17 protein-coding genes are annotated in these 21,996 nt (G+C 38.3%); 12 read left to right on the top strand and 5 right to left on the bottom strand.

Annotated elements, in window-relative coordinates:
* The first annotated feature begins 136 nt into the window (after positions 1-136).
* The 11 genes from ACHRVL_RS09220 to ACHRVL_RS09170 all read left to right on the top strand — a co-directional run bounded on the left by ACHRVL_RS09220 (position 137) and on the right by ACHRVL_RS09170 (position 12,125).
* A complete protein-coding gene (locus ACHRVL_RS09220) occupies positions 137-2,635 on the top strand; it encodes a cation-translocating P-type ATPase (protein WP_395412058.1) in 2,499 nt (832 codons plus the stop codon).
* Positions 2,636-2,767: 132 nt separating this feature from the next.
* Positions 2,768-3,361, top strand: a complete 594-nt coding sequence (locus tag ACHRVL_RS09215) for a TetR/AcrR family transcriptional regulator (RefSeq protein WP_395412057.1) — start codon at positions 2,768-2,770, stop codon at positions 3,359-3,361.
* 7 nt (positions 3,362-3,368) lie between these two features.
* Positions 3,369-3,824, top strand: a complete 456-nt coding sequence (locus ACHRVL_RS09210; protein ID WP_395412055.1) for a hypothetical protein — start codon at positions 3,369-3,371, stop codon at positions 3,822-3,824.
* Positions 3,825-3,867: 43 nt separating this feature from the next.
* Positions 3,868-4,263, top strand: a complete 396-nt coding sequence (locus ACHRVL_RS09205; protein WP_395412053.1) for a VOC family protein — start codon at positions 3,868-3,870, stop codon at positions 4,261-4,263.
* A gap of 3 nt (positions 4,264-4,266) precedes the next feature.
* Positions 4,267-4,827: a cytochrome b/b6 domain-containing protein gene (locus ACHRVL_RS09200; protein WP_395412052.1), complete on the top strand. Its 561-nt coding sequence runs from the start codon at positions 4,267-4,269 to the stop codon at positions 4,825-4,827.
* A 26-nt stretch (positions 4,828-4,853) separates the two neighbouring features.
* The gene (locus ACHRVL_RS09195) at positions 4,854-5,180 is read left to right on the top strand and encodes a cupin domain-containing protein (protein ID WP_395412050.1); all 327 of its coding nucleotides are present in this window, start codon (positions 4,854-4,856) and stop codon (positions 5,178-5,180) included.
* Between the two features lie 83 nt (positions 5,181-5,263).
* Complete coding sequence (locus ACHRVL_RS09190) at positions 5,264-6,598, top strand: TolC family protein (RefSeq protein WP_395412048.1); 1,335 nt, start codon at positions 5,264-5,266, stop codon at positions 6,596-6,598.
* 15 nt (positions 6,599-6,613) lie between these two features.
* Positions 6,614-7,663, top strand: coding sequence for an efflux RND transporter periplasmic adaptor subunit (locus ACHRVL_RS09185; protein WP_395412046.1), 1,050 nt, complete (start codon positions 6,614-6,616; stop codon positions 7,661-7,663).
* Positions 7,664-7,674: 11 nt separating this feature from the next.
* Positions 7,675-10,770 (top strand): efflux RND transporter permease subunit, encoded by a 3,096-nt coding sequence (locus tag ACHRVL_RS09180; protein ID WP_395412044.1) that lies wholly within the window; start codon positions 7,675-7,677, stop codon positions 10,768-10,770.
* A gap of 2 nt (positions 10,771-10,772) precedes the next feature.
* On the top strand, positions 10,773-11,219 hold the full coding sequence (locus ACHRVL_RS09175) for a DUF2141 domain-containing protein (RefSeq protein ID WP_395412043.1): 447 nt from the start codon (positions 10,773-10,775) through the stop codon (positions 11,217-11,219).
* Positions 11,220-11,300: 81 nt separating this feature from the next.
* Positions 11,301-12,125 (top strand): RteC domain-containing protein, encoded by an 825-nt coding sequence (locus ACHRVL_RS09170; RefSeq protein ID WP_395412040.1) that lies wholly within the window; start codon positions 11,301-11,303, stop codon positions 12,123-12,125.
* A 13-nt stretch (positions 12,126-12,138) separates the two neighbouring features.
* On the opposite strand, the gene ACHRVL_RS09165 is transcribed toward ACHRVL_RS09170, so the two are convergent.
* The 3 genes from ACHRVL_RS09165 to ACHRVL_RS09155 all read right to left on the bottom strand — a co-directional run bounded on the left by ACHRVL_RS09165 (position 12,139) and on the right by ACHRVL_RS09155 (position 18,639).
* The gene (locus tag ACHRVL_RS09165) at positions 12,139-17,529 is read right to left on the bottom strand and encodes an N-6 DNA methylase (protein WP_395412038.1); all 5,391 of its coding nucleotides are present in this window, start codon (positions 17,527-17,529) and stop codon (positions 12,139-12,141) included.
* The gene (locus ACHRVL_RS09160; RefSeq protein WP_395412037.1) at positions 17,516-17,953 is read right to left on the bottom strand and encodes a DUF1896 domain-containing protein; all 438 of its coding nucleotides are present in this window, start codon (positions 17,951-17,953) and stop codon (positions 17,516-17,518) included. Before ACHRVL_RS09160 ends, ACHRVL_RS09165 begins: the two co-directional genes overlap by 14 nt.
* A 113-nt stretch (positions 17,954-18,066) precedes the next feature.
* The gene (locus ACHRVL_RS09155) at positions 18,067-18,639 is read right to left on the bottom strand and encodes an MT-A70 family methyltransferase (RefSeq protein ID WP_395412035.1); all 573 of its coding nucleotides are present in this window, start codon (positions 18,637-18,639) and stop codon (positions 18,067-18,069) included.
* A 144-nt stretch (positions 18,640-18,783) separates the two neighbouring features.
* On the opposite strand from ACHRVL_RS09155, the gene ACHRVL_RS09150 reads away from it, so the two are divergent.
* Positions 18,784-18,978, top strand: coding sequence for a histone H1 (locus ACHRVL_RS09150; protein WP_395412182.1), 195 nt, complete (start codon positions 18,784-18,786; stop codon positions 18,976-18,978).
* Between the two features lie 19 nt (positions 18,979-18,997).
* Here ACHRVL_RS09150 and ACHRVL_RS09145 read toward each other — a convergent pair whose 3' ends face one another.
* Entirely contained in the window at positions 18,998-19,894 is an 897-nt protein-coding gene (locus tag ACHRVL_RS09145; protein WP_395412033.1) for an ORF6N domain-containing protein, read from the bottom strand.
* A complete protein-coding gene (locus ACHRVL_RS09140; protein ID WP_395412031.1) occupies positions 19,894-21,981 on the bottom strand; it encodes a DNA topoisomerase in 2,088 nt (695 codons plus the stop codon). Before ACHRVL_RS09140 ends, ACHRVL_RS09145 begins: the two co-directional genes overlap by 1 nt.
* Positions 21,982-21,996 lie beyond the last annotated feature (15 nt).

The following is a 21,996-nucleotide window of genomic DNA, read 5'->3' as shown; positions in this document are numbered from 1 at the left end:
ATCAAAACAAATAGGTTTAGGCATCATCAAAATATTTTAGTTATGAATAGCCCTCTTTAAAAATCTTCTAAATAGGCGGATAGCATCAAACCGAATAGAAAAATTCGGTAATTTTAAAAATTTACACTGATTATTTATGTCCTATAATATACCCGACCATCTGAAAGGTCTCAACGATAACGAAGTAGCCGCTTCAAAAAAGAAGTACGGCTACAACCTGATAGACATTGCCCATAAAAATAGCGGGCTGGAATTGCTTATCAATATCCTGAAAGAACCAATGCTGATATTGCTCTTTGCCATTTCAGCCATCTATCTCATCACAGGCGATTATGGAGAAGCCTTGTTTATGTTTTTGGCAATCGTTGCGGTTTCGGCTATTTCATTATATCAGGATACCCGGAGCAAAAAAGCGCTGGAAGCTTTGGAAAAACTGAATGAGCCTTTGAGTAAGGTTATCCGTAATGCACAGGTTGTTGAAATCCCGACAAACGAAATTGCGGTTGGCGACCTCTGCATTACCGAAGAAGGAAAAATGATTAACGCAGACGGAAAGATTGTGCACAGCAACGATTTTTCCGTCAATGAAGCCTCTTTGACCGGCGAGAGTTTATCGGTATTCAAAAGCAGTGAAATCGAAGATAATAAGGTATACAGCGGAACCTTAGCAGTATCGGGACTGGCAGTTTTTGAAGTAGAAAAAATTGGTGCAGAAACACAGTTAGGCAAAATCGGTCGATCCATTCAGGACATCAAAGAAGAGCGTTCTCCATTGCAAATCCAGATTACCAAATTTGTAAAATGGATGGCGGTGGCTGGCATCATCGTCTTTCTAATGGTTTGGATATTCAGTTACATACAAACTGATAATGTTATCGAAAGTCTGCTGGTCGGACTTACGATGGCTATGTCCGTTTTGCCTGAAGAAATCCCGGTAGCATTTACTACGTTTATGGCATTGGGTGCATGGAAGCTGATGCGTGAGGGTATCATCGTCAAACGAAGCAGCATTGTGGAAACTCTGGGCAGCACAACGGTTATCTGCACCGATAAAACCGGAACCATTACCGAAAACACGATGCACCTGAAGCACCTTTACGATTATCAGTCGGATAAAATTTTCGGTGAGAAAGATTTTGGTGATACCGCACTCTCCACGCTGATTGATTATGCAATGTGGAGCAGCGAGCCTGTTCCCTTTGACCCGATGGAAAAAACGCTTCACAAGGTGTATGAACAAACACAAAAAAATGATGCAAGAAAAGACTACCGGATGTTTCACGAATATCCGCTGGATGGGAAGCCACCAATGATGACACACCTTTTTGAGAATAAAGAAAAGCATCGGATTATTGCGGCGAAAGGAGCGCCGGAAGCTATCCTCAATGTTGCCACGCTTTCAGAAAGTGAGAAAAACAAAGTACAGGAACTCATCAAAAGTTTCGGGCAACAAGGCTTTCGGGTTTTAGGGGTAGCAAAATCCAATTTTGAGGGCGATGATTTTCCCGGTAAACAACAGCAGTTCAGGTTTGACTTTCTGGGTTTGGTGGTGTTCTACGACCCACCGAAAAAAGACATTCAGGACGTTTTTCAGCATATTTACGATGCTGGTATAAAAGTAAAAGTGATTACGGGCGATAATACGGATACAACAAAGAGCATTGCGGCACAGGCCGGGATTGTAAATACAGCCGAAGCCGTAGAGGGAAAAGAAATTATGGAATATTCGGAAGAAAAGCTCTTGCAGGAAGTCGAAGAAAAAGTATTGTTCACCAGAATGTTCCCCGATGCCAAACTCGCCGTAGTGAACGCACTGAAAAAGAAAGGTGAAGTGGTGGCAATGCTGGGCGATGGCGTAAACGACGGTCCGGCTTTGAAAGCCGCTCATATCGGTGTCGCAATGGGCAGTAAAGGAACGGAAATAGCAAAAGCGGCAGCAGCTTTAGTGATTACCAATGATGATTTGGACAAGCTCATTACCGGAATTGCATCCGGGAGAAGGATTTATGCCAATATCAAAAAAGCCATACAGTATATCATTTCCATTCATATCCCGATTATCCTTACGGTTTCTCTGCCCTTGTTTCTGGGCTGGGTATTTCCGCAGATATTCACACCTGTTCACGTGATCTTTCTGGAACTGGTGATGGGACCCACCTGTTCCATTGTGTATGAAAACGAACCGATGGAGAAGGATACCATGTTGCAGAAGCCAAGAAGAATGGCAGACACTTTCCTGAACTGGAAAGAGCTTGCCATCAGTATCGTTCAGGGGTTGGTGATTACCGCCGGTGTATTGTTTGCATATCAATGGGCTGTTCAGAATGGTGGCAGCGAAGAAAAAACAAGGGCAATGGTTTTTACAACTTTGATTTTTGCCAATATTTTATTGAGTCTGACGAACCGCTCGTTCCATTACAGTCTGTTTGAAAGTTTCAAGAACAGAAACATTTTGTTTGCAGCGGTTAGTGGCTTAACCCTAATCATGCTGTTTGCCATATTGTATGTTGAGCCTTTCGCTAATTTCTTTCACTTAACCGGATTGAATGCAGGGGAATTAGGTATAGCCGCCAGTATCGCTGCAGTATCCGTATTGTGGTTTGAAGTGTATAAATGGGTGAAACGGTTAAGATAAAACGACACAGAAACCGTACATGAATACAAGTAGCTTTTAATCATTTTTTCCGAAAAGCATTGCCAGTTTAAAAAGTATTTTTACCTTTGTTAGCGAACACTAACTAACACCAACAAAAGTTAGTCAATTGAGATGGAAAAGTTCACGGACAGACAAATAGAAATAATTGAAGCGGCAACAGCTCGTATTGACAGACACGGTATTCAAAACCTGACTATTAAAAATTTGGCGGCTGATATTGGTTTATCCGAACCTGCATTGTACCGTCATTTTAAAAGCAAGAATGATATTCTGCTTGGCTTACTCAATTATTTTATGATTGAAATGAAAGTCCGAATTGGTCGTTTATCTGAACTGGGGTGCGCTACGGCAGGAGTTGAACTCAAAGCTATTTTTAATTCTCAATTCCAAACATTTACTGATAAACCCGCTGTTATTAGTGTAATTTTTGCAGAAAGCATTTTCCATTTTGACAGAAGCTTGAGCAATAAGGTTATAGAAATAATGGACTTAATGCACCAATACATTAAAGCAAATATTGAGAAGGGACAAAAAGCTGGACAATACAGCAAGCTAATAGATGTCAATACACTGACTACTATCATTATTGGTGGAGTGCGGCTAACCATATTAAGATGGAAAATTTCCGGACATAAGTCCAACTTGATGAAAGACGGAAAAGCAGTTTTGGAAGGAATTTTAAAAATGATCGAAACAAATAAATAACTAGGATATGAAAAAAATAATTGTTTTAGGAATAAGTAGTTTCCTTTTATGGAGCTGTAATAGCAATGCTGAAAAATCAGATACGCACCAAGAAGCAGAAACCCACGTAGCGCATCAAAGCAATGAAAATTCGGAAATGATGGAGTTGAACAATGGCGAAAAATGGGTAGTAAACGAAGAAATGAAAGCCTTTGTGCTTAAAGGTTCTGAATTGGCAAATGCTTATATTGAGGACGGTCAGTCTGATTACAAAGCACTTGCCAGCCAGCTTAAAGACCAAAATAATCAGTTGATTAAAAGCTGCACAATGGACGGAAAAAGCCACGATGAACTGCACAAATGGCTGTATCCGCATTTGGAACTGGTTAAGGAATTAGAAAATTCATCTGATGAAAACGAAGCGAAAGAAATTGTCCTGAAACTTCAAAAATCCAATGAGATGTATCACCAATATTTTAAATAGCCGGTTTTTTGATAATGCAATTTAGAAAGAAAATTAGCAAGAAATGAAGCATATTCAACTCATAGAAACCATACTTTATGTAAATGACCAAAACGTAAGTACCAAATTTTACACGGAACTGTTTCGGAAAAATCCGGGTTTAAACGTTCCCGGAATGACTGAATTTCGCCTGGCTGAAAATTGCAAATTGGGATTGATGCCAAACAAGGGAATTGCAAAAATACTTTCGGATAAAATGCCACATCCTGACCAAGGAAACGGCATACCGAGATGTGAACTATATTTTTATGTTGAAGATATCGGACTTGAATTTGACAATGCTATAAACAGCGGAGCAACACTCATCAGTCCGATTGAAGACAGAGATTGGGGCGATCGCGTTTGTTACTTTTCCGACCCTGACGGACATATTATCGCATTTGCAGAACATAAATTTTAAACTATGAAAATCCAACGAAAATTTACAGGCTTTCACCGAATACTACACTGGGTAATGGCTTTGGCAATGCCCGTTTTATTCATTACCGGCTTTCTCCGTATGTACTGGATGAATAAAAATAACACTGTTGCAGTTATTGAAAGTAAAACATCAGCAATACCCAAAGAGCAAATGACGGACATTGCAAAAACAATTCTGGAACCTATGTGGCAATGGCACGAAGTATTTGCCTACATAATGATTTTTGCTTTTGTAGCCCGTATCATTTATATGCTTGCCAGGGGGATTCGTTTTCCTTATCCTTTCAAGAGTAATCAACCACTGAAAGAACGATTGCAAGGGTTTACATACGTCTATTTTTACCTGTTCGTTTTCATTTCTGCCTTTACAGGAATTTGCATAGAAAAAGAATTATTTTCTGCTTACCTCGATAATATTGAAGTTGTTCATAAATGGGGAATTTATTGGTTTCCGATTTTTATAGTGCTTCACTTAATCGGAATTGTGGCAGCCGAACTAACGAACAAAAAAGGAATTACATCAAAAATGATTGGAGGAGATTAAACCTTTATCATCTAAAAACAACGAATATGGCAACATTTGAAAAAGAAACCGTCTTCTCACTTGAAGACGTAATTGAGTATACGCAGGGAGGTGTTATCAGCAAACAGATAACAAAAAGCAAAGCAGGAAATATTACGCTTTTTTCGTTCGATAAAGAGCAGGGACTTTCTGAGCATACGGCAGCGTATGATGCCTTTGCTCAAATTCTTGATGGTGAAACTGAAATAACAATCAATGGGAACCTGTATCATTTGAAGAAAGGCGAGTCCATCATTATGCCTGCCAATATGCCTCATTCACTTAAAGCAACCGAGCGTTTTAAAATGCTATTGACTATGATAAAGAACGAGTAGTTTTCATTGCCGCTTGTACAGTAAACCATTTTATAAAGTCAGACGATATTTATAACAGCTAAAGAAAAAAAATTTATCCTATCATGTTAGTGAATACTCACAAACTTATTTTCATCTTGATAATTTTTATCGGGTGGAATACGGTTCAGGCACAGGAAGTCTGGACATTGAAACAATGTATTGACACGGCACAGGTTTACAATAAAAACCTGCAAATCAACCGGAACAATATCAGCATTAGCGAACAGCGGAAAAAGGAAGCACAAGCCAGTTTAATCCCTAAACTAACTGCCAATGCCGACTACAAATATTTTATGGATTTGCCCACACAACTAATGCCAATGAATATTTTTAATCCGCAGGTTCCCGAAGGGCAATTTAAAGAAGCTCAATTTGGCGTTCCGCACAACATCAATGCAAATGTACAATTGGCAATGCCTTTGTATAACCCACAGGTTTACGGAGCGATACAGAGCACACAGATAGCCAAAGAACTTTCTGAACTACAATACCAAAAAACGGAAGAGCAGGTTTTGTTTGACATCACAACACTTTATTACAATGCTCAGATTATCCGGCATCAATTAGATTTTGTAGACAGTAATCTCGTCAACACCAGTAAACTATTGCAGAATATGCAGCTGTTGAAAGAGCAGCTTTTGGCAAAGGGAACAGATGTGAACAAGGTGAAGCTTCAAGCCGAACAATTAAGCACTCAAAGAGAAAATGTGTACAGCAAATACTTACAAGTTTTAAATGCTTTGAAACTGAATATGGGTATTTCATTGGAACAAAACATTACAGTAGTTTCTCAAATCCAACAGAAAACAACATTACAAAGTAATTCAGAAAATATATTGGATTTTAAAATCATCAAAACACAAAATAAATTATTGAATAGTGAGCTTAAAACACTTAGCCAATCAAGGTTTTTGCCCTCTCTGAATTTAATCGCTTCTTATGGCACAGCAGGTTTTGGCTACGATAAAATCCCGAATGATTTCCTGAAATTTTACCCGGTAAGTTTTGCAGGTATTCAGTTCTCTTATCCACTGTTTAACGGAACGGTAACGCAACGAAAAATCAATCAGAAGAAATTGGAAATCAGCAACAATGAACTTCAATCCGAATTGATTTCCGAAAAAAATGAAATGGAAATTGAAAATGCAGCCAGACAAAAAACAATTGCCCAAAACACGATTATAAATACCGAAAATCAAATTGATTTAGCCCAATCCATATACGAGCAAACCATTTTACAACAAAAACAAGGAACAGCAAGCCTTACCGATGTTTTACTGGCGGATAATGCACTTCGTGAGGCACAGCAACATTACCTGTCGGCAGTTATAGATTATCTGAAAGCAGATTTAGAACTCAAAAAGGTAACAGGAACCATAAAATCAATTACGAATTAAGAAAAATAGGTAAAGATGAAAAAGACAATCTGGATAATAGCAGGAATTGCCATCATCGCATTGGTAATATTCAAACTCGCAAGCAACAAGAAGACTACCGAGAGCAAGGTATATCAGTACGACAAAGAAAAACCTGTTGCCGTAAGTGTGGACACCATTCGTTTGCAAAACATTAATGATGCAGGTACTTATACCGGAACGTTTGAACCGAATAAGGAAACAAAAATCAGTGCGGAAACACAGGGTAAAATCAATACTGTTTTGGTGGATGTGGGCAGTTTTGTTTCAAAAGGGCAAACCCTAATTCAGTTGGATAACGAATTGTTGAAACTGCAACTACAATCGGTTGAAGTACAAATTGAGGGCTTGCAGGATGATGTAAACCGTTATACCATTCTTACCAAAGCCGATGCGGTGCAAGGCGTTCAGTTGGAAAAAGTACAATTGGGATTAAAATCTGCAAAAGTTCAGAAAGCAACTTTACAAGAGCAAATAAATAAAACCACGATTAAAGCCCCTTTCAACGGTATTGTAACTGCAAAGCTCAATGAAGTTGGTGGGTTTGCAGCACCCGGAGTTCCGTTATTGCAAATCACCGATATTGGCAGTTTACGTTTTACCGTAAATGTTTCCGAAACCAATTTATACCACTTCCAAATCAACCAGCAGTACCGTATTTCGGTAGATGTATTTCCTGGTATTCCGCTTTCTGGAAAACTCATAATGATAGGTAGCAAAGCCAATATGGGCAATAGTTTTCCTGTTCAGTTTCAGGTTGCCAATACAAAAAAATTAGATATTAAATCCGGAATGTTCGGCAAAGTAAACATTGACGGAAACAAACAGGAAATAGGCATTCTTATTCCCTCATCAGCCATTATTGATGATGCAGAAAAAGCACAGGTGTATGTAGTAAAAAACGGAAAAGCAGCTCTGCAAACGATTAGCACTTCAAAAAATATCGGCAATAAAACCGTTATATCAGGCGGATTAAACGAAAACGATGTCATTGTTACCAATGGCTTTATCAACTTGTTTGACGGAGCAAATATCACAACGAAATAAGATCAGCGAAAATGAACATTACAGAAATATCAATCAAACGTCCATCGCTGATAATTGTACTTTTCAGCGTATTTGCCCTTTTGGGAATTATCGGTTACAAGAATTTGAGTTATGAACTGATGCCCGATTTTAATCAGCCTGTTGTGGTAATTAGAACCGTTTATCCCGGTGCTGAACCTAACGAAGTGGAAACTTCCGTTTCACGAAAAATTGAAGATGCTCTTTCCAATTTGGAGGGCGTTGATTATTTGGTAACAAAGTCTTTGCCCAATGCTTCTATCATCATTGCCAATCTGAAATACGGAACAGATTTGGACAAAACGATGCAGGATGCCCAACGCTACATTGATAATATCCGAAAGGATTTGCCTCAGGATATTTTAAGTCCGGTGATGAGTAAAGTTTCTCCCAACGATTTACCGATTATGTCGGTGAGTGCAACAAGTAATTTGAAGGCAACAGAATTTTACCAAAAAATGAAAGATGATTATCTGCCACAAATCCAACAATTAAAAGGGGTTGCAGAGATTACCATTTTAGGCGGAGAAGAACGGGAAATTCAAATAAAGGTAGACAAAGAGAAACTGAAGCTCTATAAAATTTCTTTGTATCAGGTGGTAGAAGCCGTTAATCTTTCGGGAATTGATTTACCTGCCGGAAAATTACAAACTGATACGGAAAATAATTCGGTGCGTTTGGTGGGGAAATTCAACACGATCAACGATATTCAAAATGTACAAATCGCAATGCCCTTTCCGGGTAGTCCTGTTTATGTAAAGGATATTGCAGAAGTAACGGACGGAATAAAAGAAACCACTTCGGTAAGTCGTTACAACGGCAAAAATGGCATAGGTTTAATGATTAAGAAACAAGGCGATGCCAATGCCGTAGACGTTTCTAAACTCATCAGAGAAAAATTCCAATCCATAGAAAACCAAAATGCCGGTGCAGGAGTAAATTTTGTAGTAACGGACGACAGTACCGACAACACCATTGCTGCCGTAAATTCAGTAGTATTCGACTTGATTTTAGCCGTAGTTTTGGTGTCGCTGGTAATGCTCTTGTTCCTTAGAAGTTTTAGAAATTCATTGATTGTATTGGTCGCAATTCCTACTTCTCTGATTACCGCTTTTGCCGTGATGTGGTTGCTGGGTTATACGCTTAACCTGATGACTTTGCTTGCAATGTCTTTAATCATCGGGATTTTGGTGGACGATGCCACGGTGGTTTTGGAAAACATACAACGCCATCTAGATATAGGAAAAGAAAAGCGAAAAGCAGCAATGGACGGCAGAATGGAAATTGGTTTTTCGGCACTGTCTATTACACTGGTGGACGTGGTGGTTTTCCTGCCCATTTTATTCCTGCAAGTTTTCGTTGCGGATATGCTACAACAATTTTCGGTTGTGGTGATTACTTCAACATTGACAAGTTTGTTAGTCGGTTTTACGCTCACGCCCTGGATGGCTTCACGCATCGGAAAAAAAGAAGATTTACAGCCAACCAATTTTTTCAATCGCTTTTTGTTGTGGTTTGAGCGGCAATTAGATGAATTTATCAACTGGTATGGAAGAACTTTAAACTGGGTTTTAAATCACAAGCTCATTTTTACGGGATTTGTCTTGCTTCTTTTTGTAGGAACGGCAGCAATGATGAAGCAAGGTATTATCGGGAAAGAATTAATTTCAACTGGCGACCAGGGGAAATTCCGTTTGGCATTGGAATTTGACAAAAGCACTTCAATCCAACAAAACAATTTGGTTTCCGAAAGAATTGAAAAATTTATTCTTGAACAGCCCGAAGTAGCTACACTTTTCAGCAATGTAGGTGGACCAAGTACAGGCGTTGGAAGCTTAGGTGTGGGTTCTGCTAATAAAACAGAATTTACCATTCAGTTAAAATCAAAAAAGGAAACTAAAAATATTCCTACCGAAGCATTTATGCGGAAGTTGAGAGCGGATTTACAGAAAGATTATTCGGGTATCAATTTTTCGATGATTGCATTGGGATTAATTCCCCGTTCTGCACCAATAGAAATTACATTGAGCGGAAGCAATATAAACCAAGTAATGCAAACAGGCAATGATTTAAAATCAGTGATTGAAAAAATCCCTGGAGCAGATAATGTCCGATTGTCGGTAGAAGCAGGAAGCCCTGAATTTAAAGTTGTTCCCGACAAAGACAAAATGCAACGTTTGGGATTGAACACGGCTTATGTAGGAATGAATTTGCGAACGGCTTTTACCGGAAATGACGATGCTACTTTAACCGAAAACGGAACAGAATATCCTGTAAGAATTTGGTTGGATAAATTCAGTCGCAAAAACGAAGATGATGTGAAGCAACTTAATATCGTAAACCCAATGGGTGTTCCAGTTGAAGTTGCTCAAATAGCCGCTATTGTGAAAGATAATTCACCTTCCCTTTTAGAAAGAAAAGACCGGCAACCGGCAGTTACACTTACATCCGATGCTTTGGGCAGACCTTCGGGAACGGTTGCCGATGAAGTGGTCGCACACCTAAAAAACAATCCTTTGCCCGATGGCATTTCAATGACTTGGGGAAGCGATATTAAAAGGCAGAACGATAGTTTCGGTGCATTGGGTTCGGTATTGATGATTTCATTCTTGTTGATTTACCTGATTATGGTGGCATTGTACGATAGTTTCATTTATCCTTTTGTTGCTTTGTTTGCTATTCCGTTGGCTGCAATCGGAGCATTTTTAGCCTTGAACTTATCATTGAGCAATTTGAGCCTATTCGCTTTACTTGGATTGATAATGCTAATGGGATTAGTAACCAAAAACTCCATTTTAATTGTGGACTTTACCAACCAACTCAAAGCCGAAGGCAAGCATTACAAAGAAGCCATCATTACCGCAGGTAAAGAGCGTATGCGACCTATTTTAATGACAACGCTATCAATGGCTATCGGTATGTTGCCCATTGCATTGGCAAGCGGAACAGCAGCCGAATGGAAAAACGGTTTGGCTTGGGTAATTATTGGCGGATTGCTTTCTTCTTTGGCGCTGACGGTCTATTTAGTACCAATGGTATATGATGTAGTGGACGGATTAAAAGCAAAAATTACTAAAAAAAGCATCTAATAATGAAACAAACATTCATTCTATTCTTAGCATTTTCTTTGCAATTGCTCTCTTCATTTTCGTATAACAAAGAAGAAAAATACAGTTTGACGGTTGAAGTTGAAAATCTGCGCAACTCAAAAGGTGTAGTTCAGTTTGCTTTGTACAATAAAGACGGTTCCATTCCTGATGAACATTATAAAAACTATTTCAAAATGGAGAAAGCAACCATCAACAACGATAAAGCTGAAGTCACATTTTCCAATTTACCGGAAGGAGATTATGCCGCTAATATTTTACACGATGAAAACAATAACGGAAAGGTTGACAAAGGATTTGTTTTGCCTAAAGAGGGAATTGGCTTTTCAAATTATGCTTCAATAGGCTTGACCAACCGACCTTACTTCAAAAAAGCAAGTTTTGAGTTAAAGCAAAATAAGACGATTAAAGTAAAAATAGTTTATATGTAGGTCGCTGAAAAATATTGTTTGAAAGCAGAGTTGCTGCAATTCCTTCTTTGAATAGGATATTATTAAAAAAAGTATAGCTAAATGACAGGATATTATAAAAAGGAAATTGATGATTTAGATAGCAAAATCAATGAGCTGACCATAGACCAAGATAATTCTTTCGCATCCTGTGAAAAAGTAATCGAACTTGTTTTGAATAAAGTTTTAAAATTGAAAAAATATGTCTTAATGAAAGGCTTTAAAAGTCAGCAAGAAGAAGTCCATTTTTTTAAACATATCAAACCACGTTTTATTGCAAAACTGATATACTACAATTCGATTTATAAAATCGAAATAAAACGTCCCTATGGCGGGGAAAAGACAATTAAAAAATATCTCACGTTTGAACTATCCAAAATCAAAAGATATTTTGACAGTAATTTAGAGTTCTATAAATATTACAGAACCAACAGCACATATCTTGACCACAAATATTTTGTCCGTGGCAAACACGACATTAAACTAAATCTGGATACTTTTTATTTTGAAGCAGACCATAACTTCGTTACTTCTCACGATTATAAAGTGGCTAAAATTATTGCCAACGATTTAATACAGGTCTATTTAGAAGGCCAACTCTACAACAACCAGAAAAAAGCACCGGATAAATCCGAATTGAACTGGACTGGCAGTAAAACCTCATTAATTGAACTAATCTATGCGCTACATTTACAAGGTGTATTTGATAATGGCAATGCGGATATTAAAGTAATCGCAAAAATATTTGAGAGTATGTTTAATATTGATTTAGGAGACTTTTATCATACCTACCTTGAATTACGGGGCAGAAAGATAAACAGAACAAAATTTCTTGATAATCTACGTGATATACTAATAAAAAAAATGGATGACCAGGACGAAAAATAATCCATCTCATTCATTACAGTACACATCGTGGCAAATAAACACCTTTTGTCCCTACAATACTCTCAGAAGTATTGGGAGTTTGTGTCTGTTTTTCGACCTGTTTCGGTGGATCTTCTTTAGGCTCGGGAGCAATAGATAATTGGATTTTCCGCTCAATGCCCGCCAGTTCGGTTTTTAGTTCACTCAACCTGTTTTCCTTTGTCCATGTACCGTTGACGACTTCCTGAAGTATCGGTAAATCTTTTTTCAGTTCCGTAATTTTCTTTTGTTCCTGCTCGATATAACCAGGGAGTTTTTCCAATGCATTGAGAAAGTTCATAGATGCCAATTTTGCATCGCTGGCAATGATACCATTATTATAAGTGTATTTGATATTGCCTTCGCCCTGCACCAAAAAGCGATTTACTCTTATATCCACGCCCTCTTTTTCGGACATTTCGGTTTTAACCAACAACGTAAATCCATATAAAGTACCTATTTCTTCATACTGACCTCCTGTGCGGGATTTGTCTGCAATCTGGTTGAGTTTGGCACCAATCTGTTTCATATCCGCATTGGGCAACAAACCATCCAATAAAACAGGATTTGCAATAGTATCGTCCGAATTTTTCTGTATGCGTTGTTGTAAATTTCGCCAATCAGTATTCATGCGTTCCAAACGGGATTGCGCACCATTAAGCATAGCGGAATTATCTTCCAATTTATGTTTCGAACTAAATTTCGAGCGATTGAAAGCCTGCTTTTCACTTTCCAATCCTGCAATCTGTTTTTCCAATTTCGCTTTGTCTAATAGGTCGGTATTACCTGACAGGATAGCCACATATTCCGAAAAGTTCATTCCTGATTTTTCATCCATACTGCCTTCATCAATGGTACGCTTGCCTAGATGGTTGGATTTTAGCTGATCTATAAAAAGCTGTTTATTATAGAGTAAATTGAATTTATAACTGTCCAATGATTTTTCCACGGCATAAATGATGACATCTACGTTGTTATTTGCAAAATTCTTTGCTATATCATTGCCTTTTCGGACTGCCCGTCCGTCCCGTTGAGCAAGATCGCTTGGTCGCCATGGAGTATCCAAATGATGAACGGCAACGGCTCTTTTTTGTGCATTTACACCTGTGCCCAACATATCGGTAGAGCCAAACAGTACCCGGATCTTTCCTTCGTTCATCGCGTTGATGAACTCTTTTCGCATTTTATCATTCTTCGCTTCCTGTATAAAGTGAATTTCGTTTGCGGGGATTCCGTGGTCTTGAACGAGTTTTCTCTTGATTTCTGAATAGACATTCCATTCATTCGGTTTGTAAGTACCTAAATCTGAAAAAACGAATTGCGTCCCTTTTTGCGCATTGAAACGGGTGTAATATTCCGCAAGTTTCAATGCGCAATGAGAAGCTTTACTATCGGGATGGTCTTCATATTTACTATTTATCATTCGCATATCCAATGACATTTTACGAGCATAGTCCGTTGCAATCAACATCTTTGCTTTCCCTTCATTTTGAGAAAGCGGTGCTCTTCCAAGTAACGTAGCATTACCCGATTTAGCAAACTCCATTAAGTTTTTAATGAAGACTTCTTGCTGTGGTGTTGGTGGGATATTGTATAATATTTCCTTTTTTTCAGGACGGTCAATACCAATATCCTTTGCCGTTCGGTAATCTGTGATTTCTGAATAGAACTGTGCGAGTTCAGGTACTTTTATAAAGTAGCGGAAACGTTCTTTTTGTACAATATTGTTAGCGACCGAAAATTCATAATCAGTTGTTTTTCGTGCATAAATGGCTGACCAGGCATCAAAACAGTTGATACCCTGTTTTTCCAATGCTTGTGGTCGAAGGTATTTGAATAAAAGATAAAGTTCCGTCAGCGAGTTGCTGATGGTTGTACCCGAAAGAAAGGTGGCACCCAAATCCTTTCTGGTACGTTCTTGAATAGTACGGATGGCAAAAAGCAGGTTCATTGCCTTTTGGCTTCCCTGCATATTGCCCAATCCGGCAACTCGATCATGGCGGGTATTGAACATCAGATTTTTAAAGCGATGGCTTTCATCTACCAGCAAATGATCAATGCCCATCATTTTGAAATCTACGACATCGTCTTTACGGTTTTCAATATCGTGTTCCAATGTTTTGAGTTTCACTTCCAAATTTTGTTTTCTGATAATGACTCCTTTGAGCATTCCTCTTGAAATTTCCTTGCCCTGCGCTTCCAAAGCGGAAAGATTATCTTCCACGCTGTTCAGTTCTGCTTGCAGAATTTCCTTTTGCATTTCGGGAGATTGTGGGATCATTCCGAATTGGTCATGGGTCAATATGACACAATCCCAATCGTTATTTTTTATATCTCCGAAAATTCGTTGGCGTTTTTGTGGCGTAAAGTCTTCTTTACCTGGGTATAATATTTTAGCGTGAGGATAGGCTTTGCGATAGGTTTCTGCAATTTCATGAACATTGGCTTTTAAACCCATAATCAAGGGTTTGTGTACCATTCCCAAACGTTTCATTTCCTGAGCAGCAGTACACATAATCAACGTTTTTCCAGCACCTACTTCATGGTCACAGATGGCTCCTCCATTGAGTTTTATCATCCAAACGGCATCCTTTTGACTGGAATACAAGTCCTCAATACCTAATGCTTTACGGTCTAATCCGGGGAATTCTTGATGACTTCCGTCATATTTTGGACGTACAAAACAGTTAAAGGTGTCATTGTATTGATTGGTCAATCGGTTTTTAAACTCATCGTTTTGAGCGTGTAGCCAATCGGAAAAAGCAGTACGAATTTCGTCAATTTTGGTATTTGCCATTTGTATGGCTTCCATATCTCGTACCTTAACTTCCTTGTCATCAATGAATATTTTCTTGGTGATATCAGGCGTGGTATTGACCAATGCGTGTTTAAGTAAAGTAATCCCATCAAAGGTTCGACTTTCAGATTTCACGGCATATTTATCCCATATATGCACATTTTTTTGGTCACATTTTATATTGAAATCGTCGCTGCTTTCGGCATAATGAATCCGTACTTCGGTGTCGAAAAGATGTGAAGCAAAACGAGCATAGATGCCTGTGGGAATCCAGCGTTCACCAAGGTTGAAATCTAGTTCTTCAAATTCGATAGGTCTTGGACGGGCTTCTTCCAAAGCCACCAAACTTTCTTTAGCCTGCGTATCTTCAGGATTGCTCTCCAGATAGGTTTTTACTTCTTGGGCTTTCTCAACCACATTACCTGATATCCAACGTTCGACTATTTCATATTCCTTTTGGAGTGGATTGTAAAAAATACGTCCCTGTAAGGTATCTTTCAACGTATCAGTAGGTATATTGCTGATTTCTGACATATAATCCAGATCCACGTTTCCGTATTTATTCAATGATGCAGCTAAGGCTTCATCGGGATTATCGGTAGCCAATGTTGTGATTGAAAAACTTACCGGTTGATGAAATATATCCGCTTTGTGTATCACACCACCAACCACACGTTCTAAATAGGGAATTTCTTTACCCGCACTGTCTATTTTGATGAACTTGATATTATCTGCACTGTTGAAATTCCCGTACTTTTTGACAAAGACATCGTATAAACTGTTTAGTTGCTCACGTTCTTTCTTATGTTCGATCTGAAGTACCACTTCTTTCTGATACAAATCGAGGTAACTATCCCGAACAGCAATATAACTTTCAGCCCTTGATTTTTGTAAGGGTGCTAATTGCAAAGGATGGAAAATCGCTTGCTGTTTATCGTAATCTAAATCTTTCAGATAACCAACCAAGCCGTTATCGACAGCCAAGCAATCGTTACGATGAAAAGATTGTATTTCTTTGCTATAAAAAGTCGGTTCAACAATGGTAATCGTTTCAGTTTTTTCGATTGGATCGTTTGTGCTGATTGTAGAAAACAAATCGCCTATAACTTCTGATTTATGTACATTATTTACTGTCTTGCTAGTGATAGATGTATTCGATACAGGAGTATACGGTTGTTGCATCAAACCACTGAATAGATTGGGTTGCTGTTTGTTCACCGCTCTTTTTCGTTGAACGAATTGCTTTTTTGTCCTAATGGTTTTAGGAATGGCAACTGTAATTTGTTCTTCTGAATTTTCAAACAGGTCAAAAATGCTTAATTGTTTTTCTTCTTTTATAATATCCTTGTGAATTATTGGAGCAGATAAAGGCTGTGTTTCCGCTTTAATAATTATCGGATTAGTAGTAATCGATGTGATTTTAGGTTCATTATTTTGCACACCTTTATATAAATCCACATTCAAATGTTTTCTAAAATCTTCTGAAAGCATTTGCTTCAAGTCTTTGGCAATTCCTTCTACAGCCTCTTTATGTGTGTAGATTAATGCAGGTTTTCCGTACGGATCGGTATCCAATTTCACATCAGTATGTACAATTCTTGTGTTGTCTTGAAATAAGGCATTGCTTGGTGTACTGTATTGCGTTATTTGACTTTGACAAAACAGTTCTTCAATTTCGCTCAGGTTTTGCTTTCCAGTGTTTTTTTGTAAAATAATCAGATCACTACCAACTTCCGTTCCTGCATAATCGGTAAAGAGGTTGTTAGGCAATCGGATGGCTGAAACTAAGTTGTTGTCTTGCATCAATGCTCTACGAATAGGCTCGTTTTTTTGACTATTTAGAACGCCTTGGGATGTTATAAAAACCAATAAACCACCTTCACGAAGCATATCGGTTCCTTTCAAAAAGAAATAATTATGGATGCTTCGAGCAGCTTGCTCTTTTGTTGGGTTTTTACTTCGGGAATAAGAAAGGTCGAATACAGACATATCACCAAAAGGAATATTACTAGCCACCACATCATAACTATTTTGTTCCTTTTCGGGTATTTCTTCAAAAGCACTAATGCGAATGGCACTTTCAGGATAAAGCTGTTTTAAAATTTTACCAGTTAGTAGATCTTTTTCATAAGCGGTAACTACCGTTTGTTTATTTTCTGAAAAGGATTGTATAAAAGAGCCAATACCAGCAGAAGGTTCAAGGAATTTATCTATGATGAGACCATTCTCTCGCAATGTTGCCGAAACGGCATCGATCACCTGTGGCGGTGTATAAAAAGCCGTCAGTACGGAGCTTTTCATACTATCCACATACCTGTGGTATTGTTTTTCGTCTTCGGAATTTTCCTTTAGTAATTGGTGGAGTTCCTGAGTAATGGGGAAAAGTTCGTGTTCGGTTTTTCTCCAATTATTGATGTCTCTTTCATTTCCTATGGGGTTCAACACGAATTTAAGACCGCCAAATCCGCTGTATCGCATCATGAGTAGCCTTTCACCTACGCTAGCTTGTCGGTTCTCCTTTTCTAGTTTAAAAATAATTCGTAGGGCATCAATGTTCTGTTGGAGATGTTGCTTTTTACTGAAGCCCATTCTCCTCGATCCATATTGCGATGGTTCCTGTCAGTTCGGTATAAAGCAGGTCAAACTCGTAACCGTATGCAAAATCATCAGTTAGTTTATAATTCTCAAAAATAGCTTCGCAAACCGAAAATATTTTTAGGGCAAATGGACGGAGCTCTTCATCTGCCATTTGGGTATCAAACTCATTGCAGACTACTTGAAAAATGGTATCAAACTTGGAAAAATGTAAATTCTCAAAAAGGATATATTCGGCAATATAATCGCATTGTTCAACTGGATTTCCCGAGCGAAAAGCACCTTCATAAGCATTGGTAGCCCAGCTTGAACGCTGATGGATGAATTTTTCATCATGAGCTTTTTCGGGAAAGCTGCTGTTTAATAATTCTTGCAGTCGCAACCTGAAATACGATAGGTCTTTTTGTTGTGTATTCATACTATAATTTTGTTTATAATTTTACTTGAACCCTAAATTATAGTAGTAGATAAGAGCCTTTAAAAATGTGGCAGGGTTTGGCTTTGAGAGGTAGGATTTGGCGTATTAGATGCCTATTTTGGAATTTCTATCGAATTATGAACTTCATTTCCGAATACGTCCCATCCCTTAAAAGTATTATTATCCTCTGCCGAGTTTTGCCTTGCGAAAAGTTCCAATCTGGTTACATCACCAAATAGGCGGACAATACGTTTTCTTATCTCATCCGGTTTTTCAGAATGTCTTGCACGGGGAGATATAAGTACCTGTGGAACATTCTTTGCGAGCCGGGCGAGAGGTTTGCCCTTCGTGAATAAGAGAACGATCTCGGTATTTGACCGCGTGTAATATCCCATCCCCATAAATGGATTTTCATTATTTATATTGGTTTTTACCCATGTAAAAGCTACGGTTTTGTAGGTAAAGCCCCAAGCCCGTCCCAACTCCAGAGCTTGTTCCAAAAAGGGGAATGCAACCCACATGAAAAGGGTGCAGTTGGGCTTGCATAATGCTTGAATATTCATTTTTTTCAGAAATTCAGCACTTTCGGTTTGATAATGGATCTCCGCACTACGTCCGGCTCCTTTCTTACTCCAAACCTTATATTGCCACGGAGGATCAGCATAAATGATGTCATATTTCTTCATCTTGATTTGTATTTTTTGTGCCTACTAAAAGTATCAAGAAGAAAAAGCGGTATAAAGAAAGTGGCAGGGTTTGGCTTTGGGAGGAAGTATTTGGCACATAGATGCTGTTATAAAACAGAAAAAAATTATTTTTGCTTGTTATAAATTTTATCCATCAACGGACTGAAAGATTTAATCGAAAAAATCAGCACAGGATTTGAGGCATTCAAAGCAGATGCGGAATTGCAATCTGGAAAAGAGAACAAAACCGCCAGAACAAGAGCCCGTAAAGCTTCTCTTGAATTGGAAAAACTTTTAAAAGAGTTCAGAAAATTATCTTTGGAAGCTTCAAAAGGCTAAAATAGACCCTCTGAAAATTTCAGAGAGTCTTATTATTCCTGTTGCTCAAAATTTGAAGCATCCTGCCAACCTCAATATCCATTCTCGAAAAGGCAAACCATTTTTTACCCAGGTCTTTTAGAGATGCACCTATATGGTAAAGTTCCGTACTGTCAATAATCATAAATCGGTCGTGAGCATCTGAAAAAATTTCGATTTCAATGGGAGGATATTGGCTGTTATACCGTTGTAAATCTAAACGTAACTGATTACTGATGTTTTTAGTATAGATGGTTGCGGTTACATTGTCATTGCGTTTTCCTAATAAGGTCAGTACCGTATCATCCACATAATTATCAATAAGGATAATGGAGCTTTCGGCACTCCGGATAATATCGGATACAAAAGTATAGGCATCGAAAATTTGTCCATCATAAAAAACACCTTTATCACTGTGGAGTTTATCGCTTTCTAAAGCCTTAAAGATTTCTTCAAACTTTTGATCGGATTCCAATTGCTTTAACTCAACTTTGTCTAAACGGTGAAATAATGAAGCATTGCTGATCAGTATTTTTCTCATTTCTACGAACGCTTCCATAATTTCAACACTGATTTTAATTGCTATATCGGAACGTAGGATGGTGGAAGCCATTGCTACGCCCATTTCGCTGAAAACGTAAGGTAGATAACGTCGTCCGCCGTAGTTCAAACTTGAGGTGCCAAATTGGAACCTCAAGTTTTCAACTTCGTCTTCGGTCAGTTGAAAACAAAAAGACAACGGAAATCGCTTAATATTTCTCTTTACCGCCCGATTGAGGTTCTTTGTTTCTACTTGATATAATGAAGCGAGGTCACTATCCACTATCACTTGTTTGCCACGTATGGTATAAATCAGGTTCTTGATTTCCATCGGGCTAATAGTAGGCTTATTTTCCATTACTTTTTGTAGCTTTTATTTTTAGCAAACTCAAAAGAGGTTTTGTAGTCTTCATTCAACACGATATAAGCATCGAATTGTTTGCCTGCCTTGCTTTTCATTCCTTTGATAAGCGACGTATTATTTTTTGTAATTAAACTTTCAATATCAATAATGCTGATTTGTACGCCACACACATTGCGGAACTGTACCCAGCTACAAACTTCATCAGGACATTTAACAATCTTGTCACGGATAATGAGTTGCTGGCTTTTGCATTTTGGGCAAACCAATTTAGGTAGGTTGTTTTGGGCAATGGAACTTTGCAACAATTCATTGGTAATAGTTGTCGCATACGTCTCCATTTCCTTTTGAAAAGTTCCTGCATCTGCTTCGTTATTTTCGATTTTCCGCAAGGTTAATTCCCATTCGGCGGTCATTGCCACGTCTGCAATTTTCTTGTCTTTGACCAAATCATACACTTGTAATCCTTTTTCGGTTGGGACTAAAGATCTCTTCTCTCTTTGTATATAATTGCGGGTAAACAAGGTTTCAATAATGGAGGCTCTTGTAGCTGGAGTACCAATACCTATATTTTGTAAAGCTTTGCGTTCCTCTGTATTTACAATCTGCTTTCCGGCACTTTCCATAGCCGATAAAAGTCCTGCTTCCGTATAAAGTACGGGCGCTTTGGTTATTTTTTCCAAAACTGTAGCTTCGTTTATTTTAATTTCATCACCTTTTTTTAGTTCGGGTAGATCCTGCACCGGTTCGGTATCCTCATCTGAAAAATATCCCTTAATACTACGCCAGCCAGGTTCCAATATTTTACAACCTTTCAATGCAAAATCATAATGCAATGCTTCTAATGTAATATCGGTTATTTCTTTAGTACAAGCTCCAGAAATGGCTTCGAGCAACCGAAAAGCAATCATATCATAAATAGCAGTTTCCTTCGCGTTTAAAGCGGAGGGAATTCTATCCGTAATTAATAATCCGTGATGATCGGTTACCCGAAGATCGTTTACAATACGTTTGTTGAACCGTCCCCATTTTACCTTGGTTACGGCTTGTTTGCAGGAATCTCTGTCTTGCAAAGCTCTTACCAAATTTGGGATTTCAGCCCATACATCTTCGGGGATATATTTGCTTCCGGTACGTGGGTAAGTGATAAATTTCTTTTCGTATAGGCTTTGGGCAATGTTGAGGGTGTCATCGGCTGAAAGATTCAGTTTTTTATTGGCCTCTTTTTGAAGACCTGTTAGATCAAACAATAAAGGTGCTTGTTCCGTAACGTTTTTACTTTCTACGGAGGTAACCTTAGCGACATTTCCATTTCTTTGGATAGACGTTAATGTGTCCTCTGCCAGTTTTTTATCTTCCCATTTTTTTAGAGAAAGGCTTTTAAAGTCAATGAATTCCTTATTATGCAATAACTGTATTTGCCAATATTTCTGTACCGTGAATTTTTTGTTTTCCAAATAACGTTTACAAATTAAAGCCAGCGTAGGTGTTTGCACTCTTCCAAGTGAATAAATACCATTGCCTGCGACAATGCTTAATGCTTGCGATGCATTAATGCCTACCAACCAGTCAGCACGGCTTCTGCCTTGTGCTGACTGATATAATCCATCAAAATCGCTTCCAGACTTTAGATTTTCAAAACCCTGTTTGATGGCTTTTTCGGTAAGCGAACTGATCCAAAGACGTTCAAAGGGTTTGTTGCATTTAAGGTATTCATAGATGTAGCGGAATATCAGTTCACCTTCACGTCCCGCATCGGTAGCTACGATAATACTATTACAACGATTAAAGATCTGTTCAATCACTTTCAGTTGCTTTAATGCACCTGTATCGGCTATATATCCTTTGTCTTTTTTTACTTTTCGGACAGTCAATAAAAAGGGATTTGGAAGTATCGGTAGTGATGCTTTTTCAAATCCAGAAATGCCATAATCTTGGGGCATTCCCAATCCGACCAAATGTCCGAATGCCCAGGTAACCAAATAGCCGTTACCAGTCAGGTAGCCGTCCTTTTTATCGGATGCTCCCACAAGTCCGGCTATTCCCCTTGCTACACTTGGTTTTTCTGCAATAATTGCTTTCATACTCTTTTTTTTATC

The sequence above is a fragment of the Flavobacterium sp. FlaQc-28 genome (assembly GCF_044007415.1).
Classification (GTDB): domain Bacteria; phylum Bacteroidota; class Bacteroidia; order Flavobacteriales; family Flavobacteriaceae; genus Flavobacterium.
The sequence above is the reverse complement of the archived record's forward strand: the minus strand, read 5'-3'. Positions and strand labels throughout refer to the sequence as shown.

Bases quoted from the DNA above. Each gene is read 5' to 3' on its own strand.
- ACHRVL_RS09170 (WP_395412040.1), top strand. From the start codon at position 11,301: ATGACAGGATATTATAAAAAGGAAATTGATGATTTAGATAGCAAAATC.
- ACHRVL_RS09200 (WP_395412052.1), top strand. From the start codon at position 4,267: ATGAAAATCCAACGAAAATTTACAGGCTTTCACCGAATACTACACTGG.
- ACHRVL_RS09165 (WP_395412038.1), bottom strand. From the start codon at position 17,529: ATGGGCTTCAGTAAAAAGCAACATCTCCAACAGAACATTGATGCCCTA.
- ACHRVL_RS09140 (WP_395412031.1), bottom strand. From the start codon at position 21,981: ATGAAAGCAATTATTGCAGAAAAACCAAGTGTAGCAAGGGGAATAGCC.
- ACHRVL_RS09205 (WP_395412053.1), top strand. From the start codon at position 3,868: ATGAAGCATATTCAACTCATAGAAACCATACTTTATGTAAATGACCAA.
- ACHRVL_RS09145 (WP_395412033.1), bottom strand. From the start codon at position 19,894: ATGGAAAATAAGCCTACTATTAGCCCGATGGAAATCAAGAACCTGATT.
- ACHRVL_RS09180 (WP_395412044.1), top strand. From the start codon at position 7,675: ATGAACATTACAGAAATATCAATCAAACGTCCATCGCTGATAATTGTA.
- ACHRVL_RS09215 (WP_395412057.1), top strand. From the start codon at position 2,768: ATGGAAAAGTTCACGGACAGACAAATAGAAATAATTGAAGCGGCAACA.
- ACHRVL_RS09190 (WP_395412048.1), top strand. From the start codon at position 5,264: ATGTTAGTGAATACTCACAAACTTATTTTCATCTTGATAATTTTTATC.
- ACHRVL_RS09155 (WP_395412035.1), bottom strand. From the start codon at position 18,639: ATGAAGAAATATGACATCATTTATGCTGATCCTCCGTGGCAATATAAG.
- ACHRVL_RS09175 (WP_395412043.1), top strand. From the start codon at position 10,773: ATGAAACAAACATTCATTCTATTCTTAGCATTTTCTTTGCAATTGCTC.
- ACHRVL_RS09220 (WP_395412058.1), top strand. From the start codon at position 137: ATGTCCTATAATATACCCGACCATCTGAAAGGTCTCAACGATAACGAA.
- ACHRVL_RS09185 (WP_395412046.1), top strand. From the start codon at position 6,614: ATGAAAAAGACAATCTGGATAATAGCAGGAATTGCCATCATCGCATTG.
- ACHRVL_RS09160 (WP_395412037.1), bottom strand. From the start codon at position 17,953: ATGAATACACAACAAAAAGACCTATCGTATTTCAGGTTGCGACTGCAA.
- ACHRVL_RS09195 (WP_395412050.1), top strand. From the start codon at position 4,854: ATGGCAACATTTGAAAAAGAAACCGTCTTCTCACTTGAAGACGTAATT.
- ACHRVL_RS09210 (WP_395412055.1), top strand. From the start codon at position 3,369: ATGAAAAAAATAATTGTTTTAGGAATAAGTAGTTTCCTTTTATGGAGC.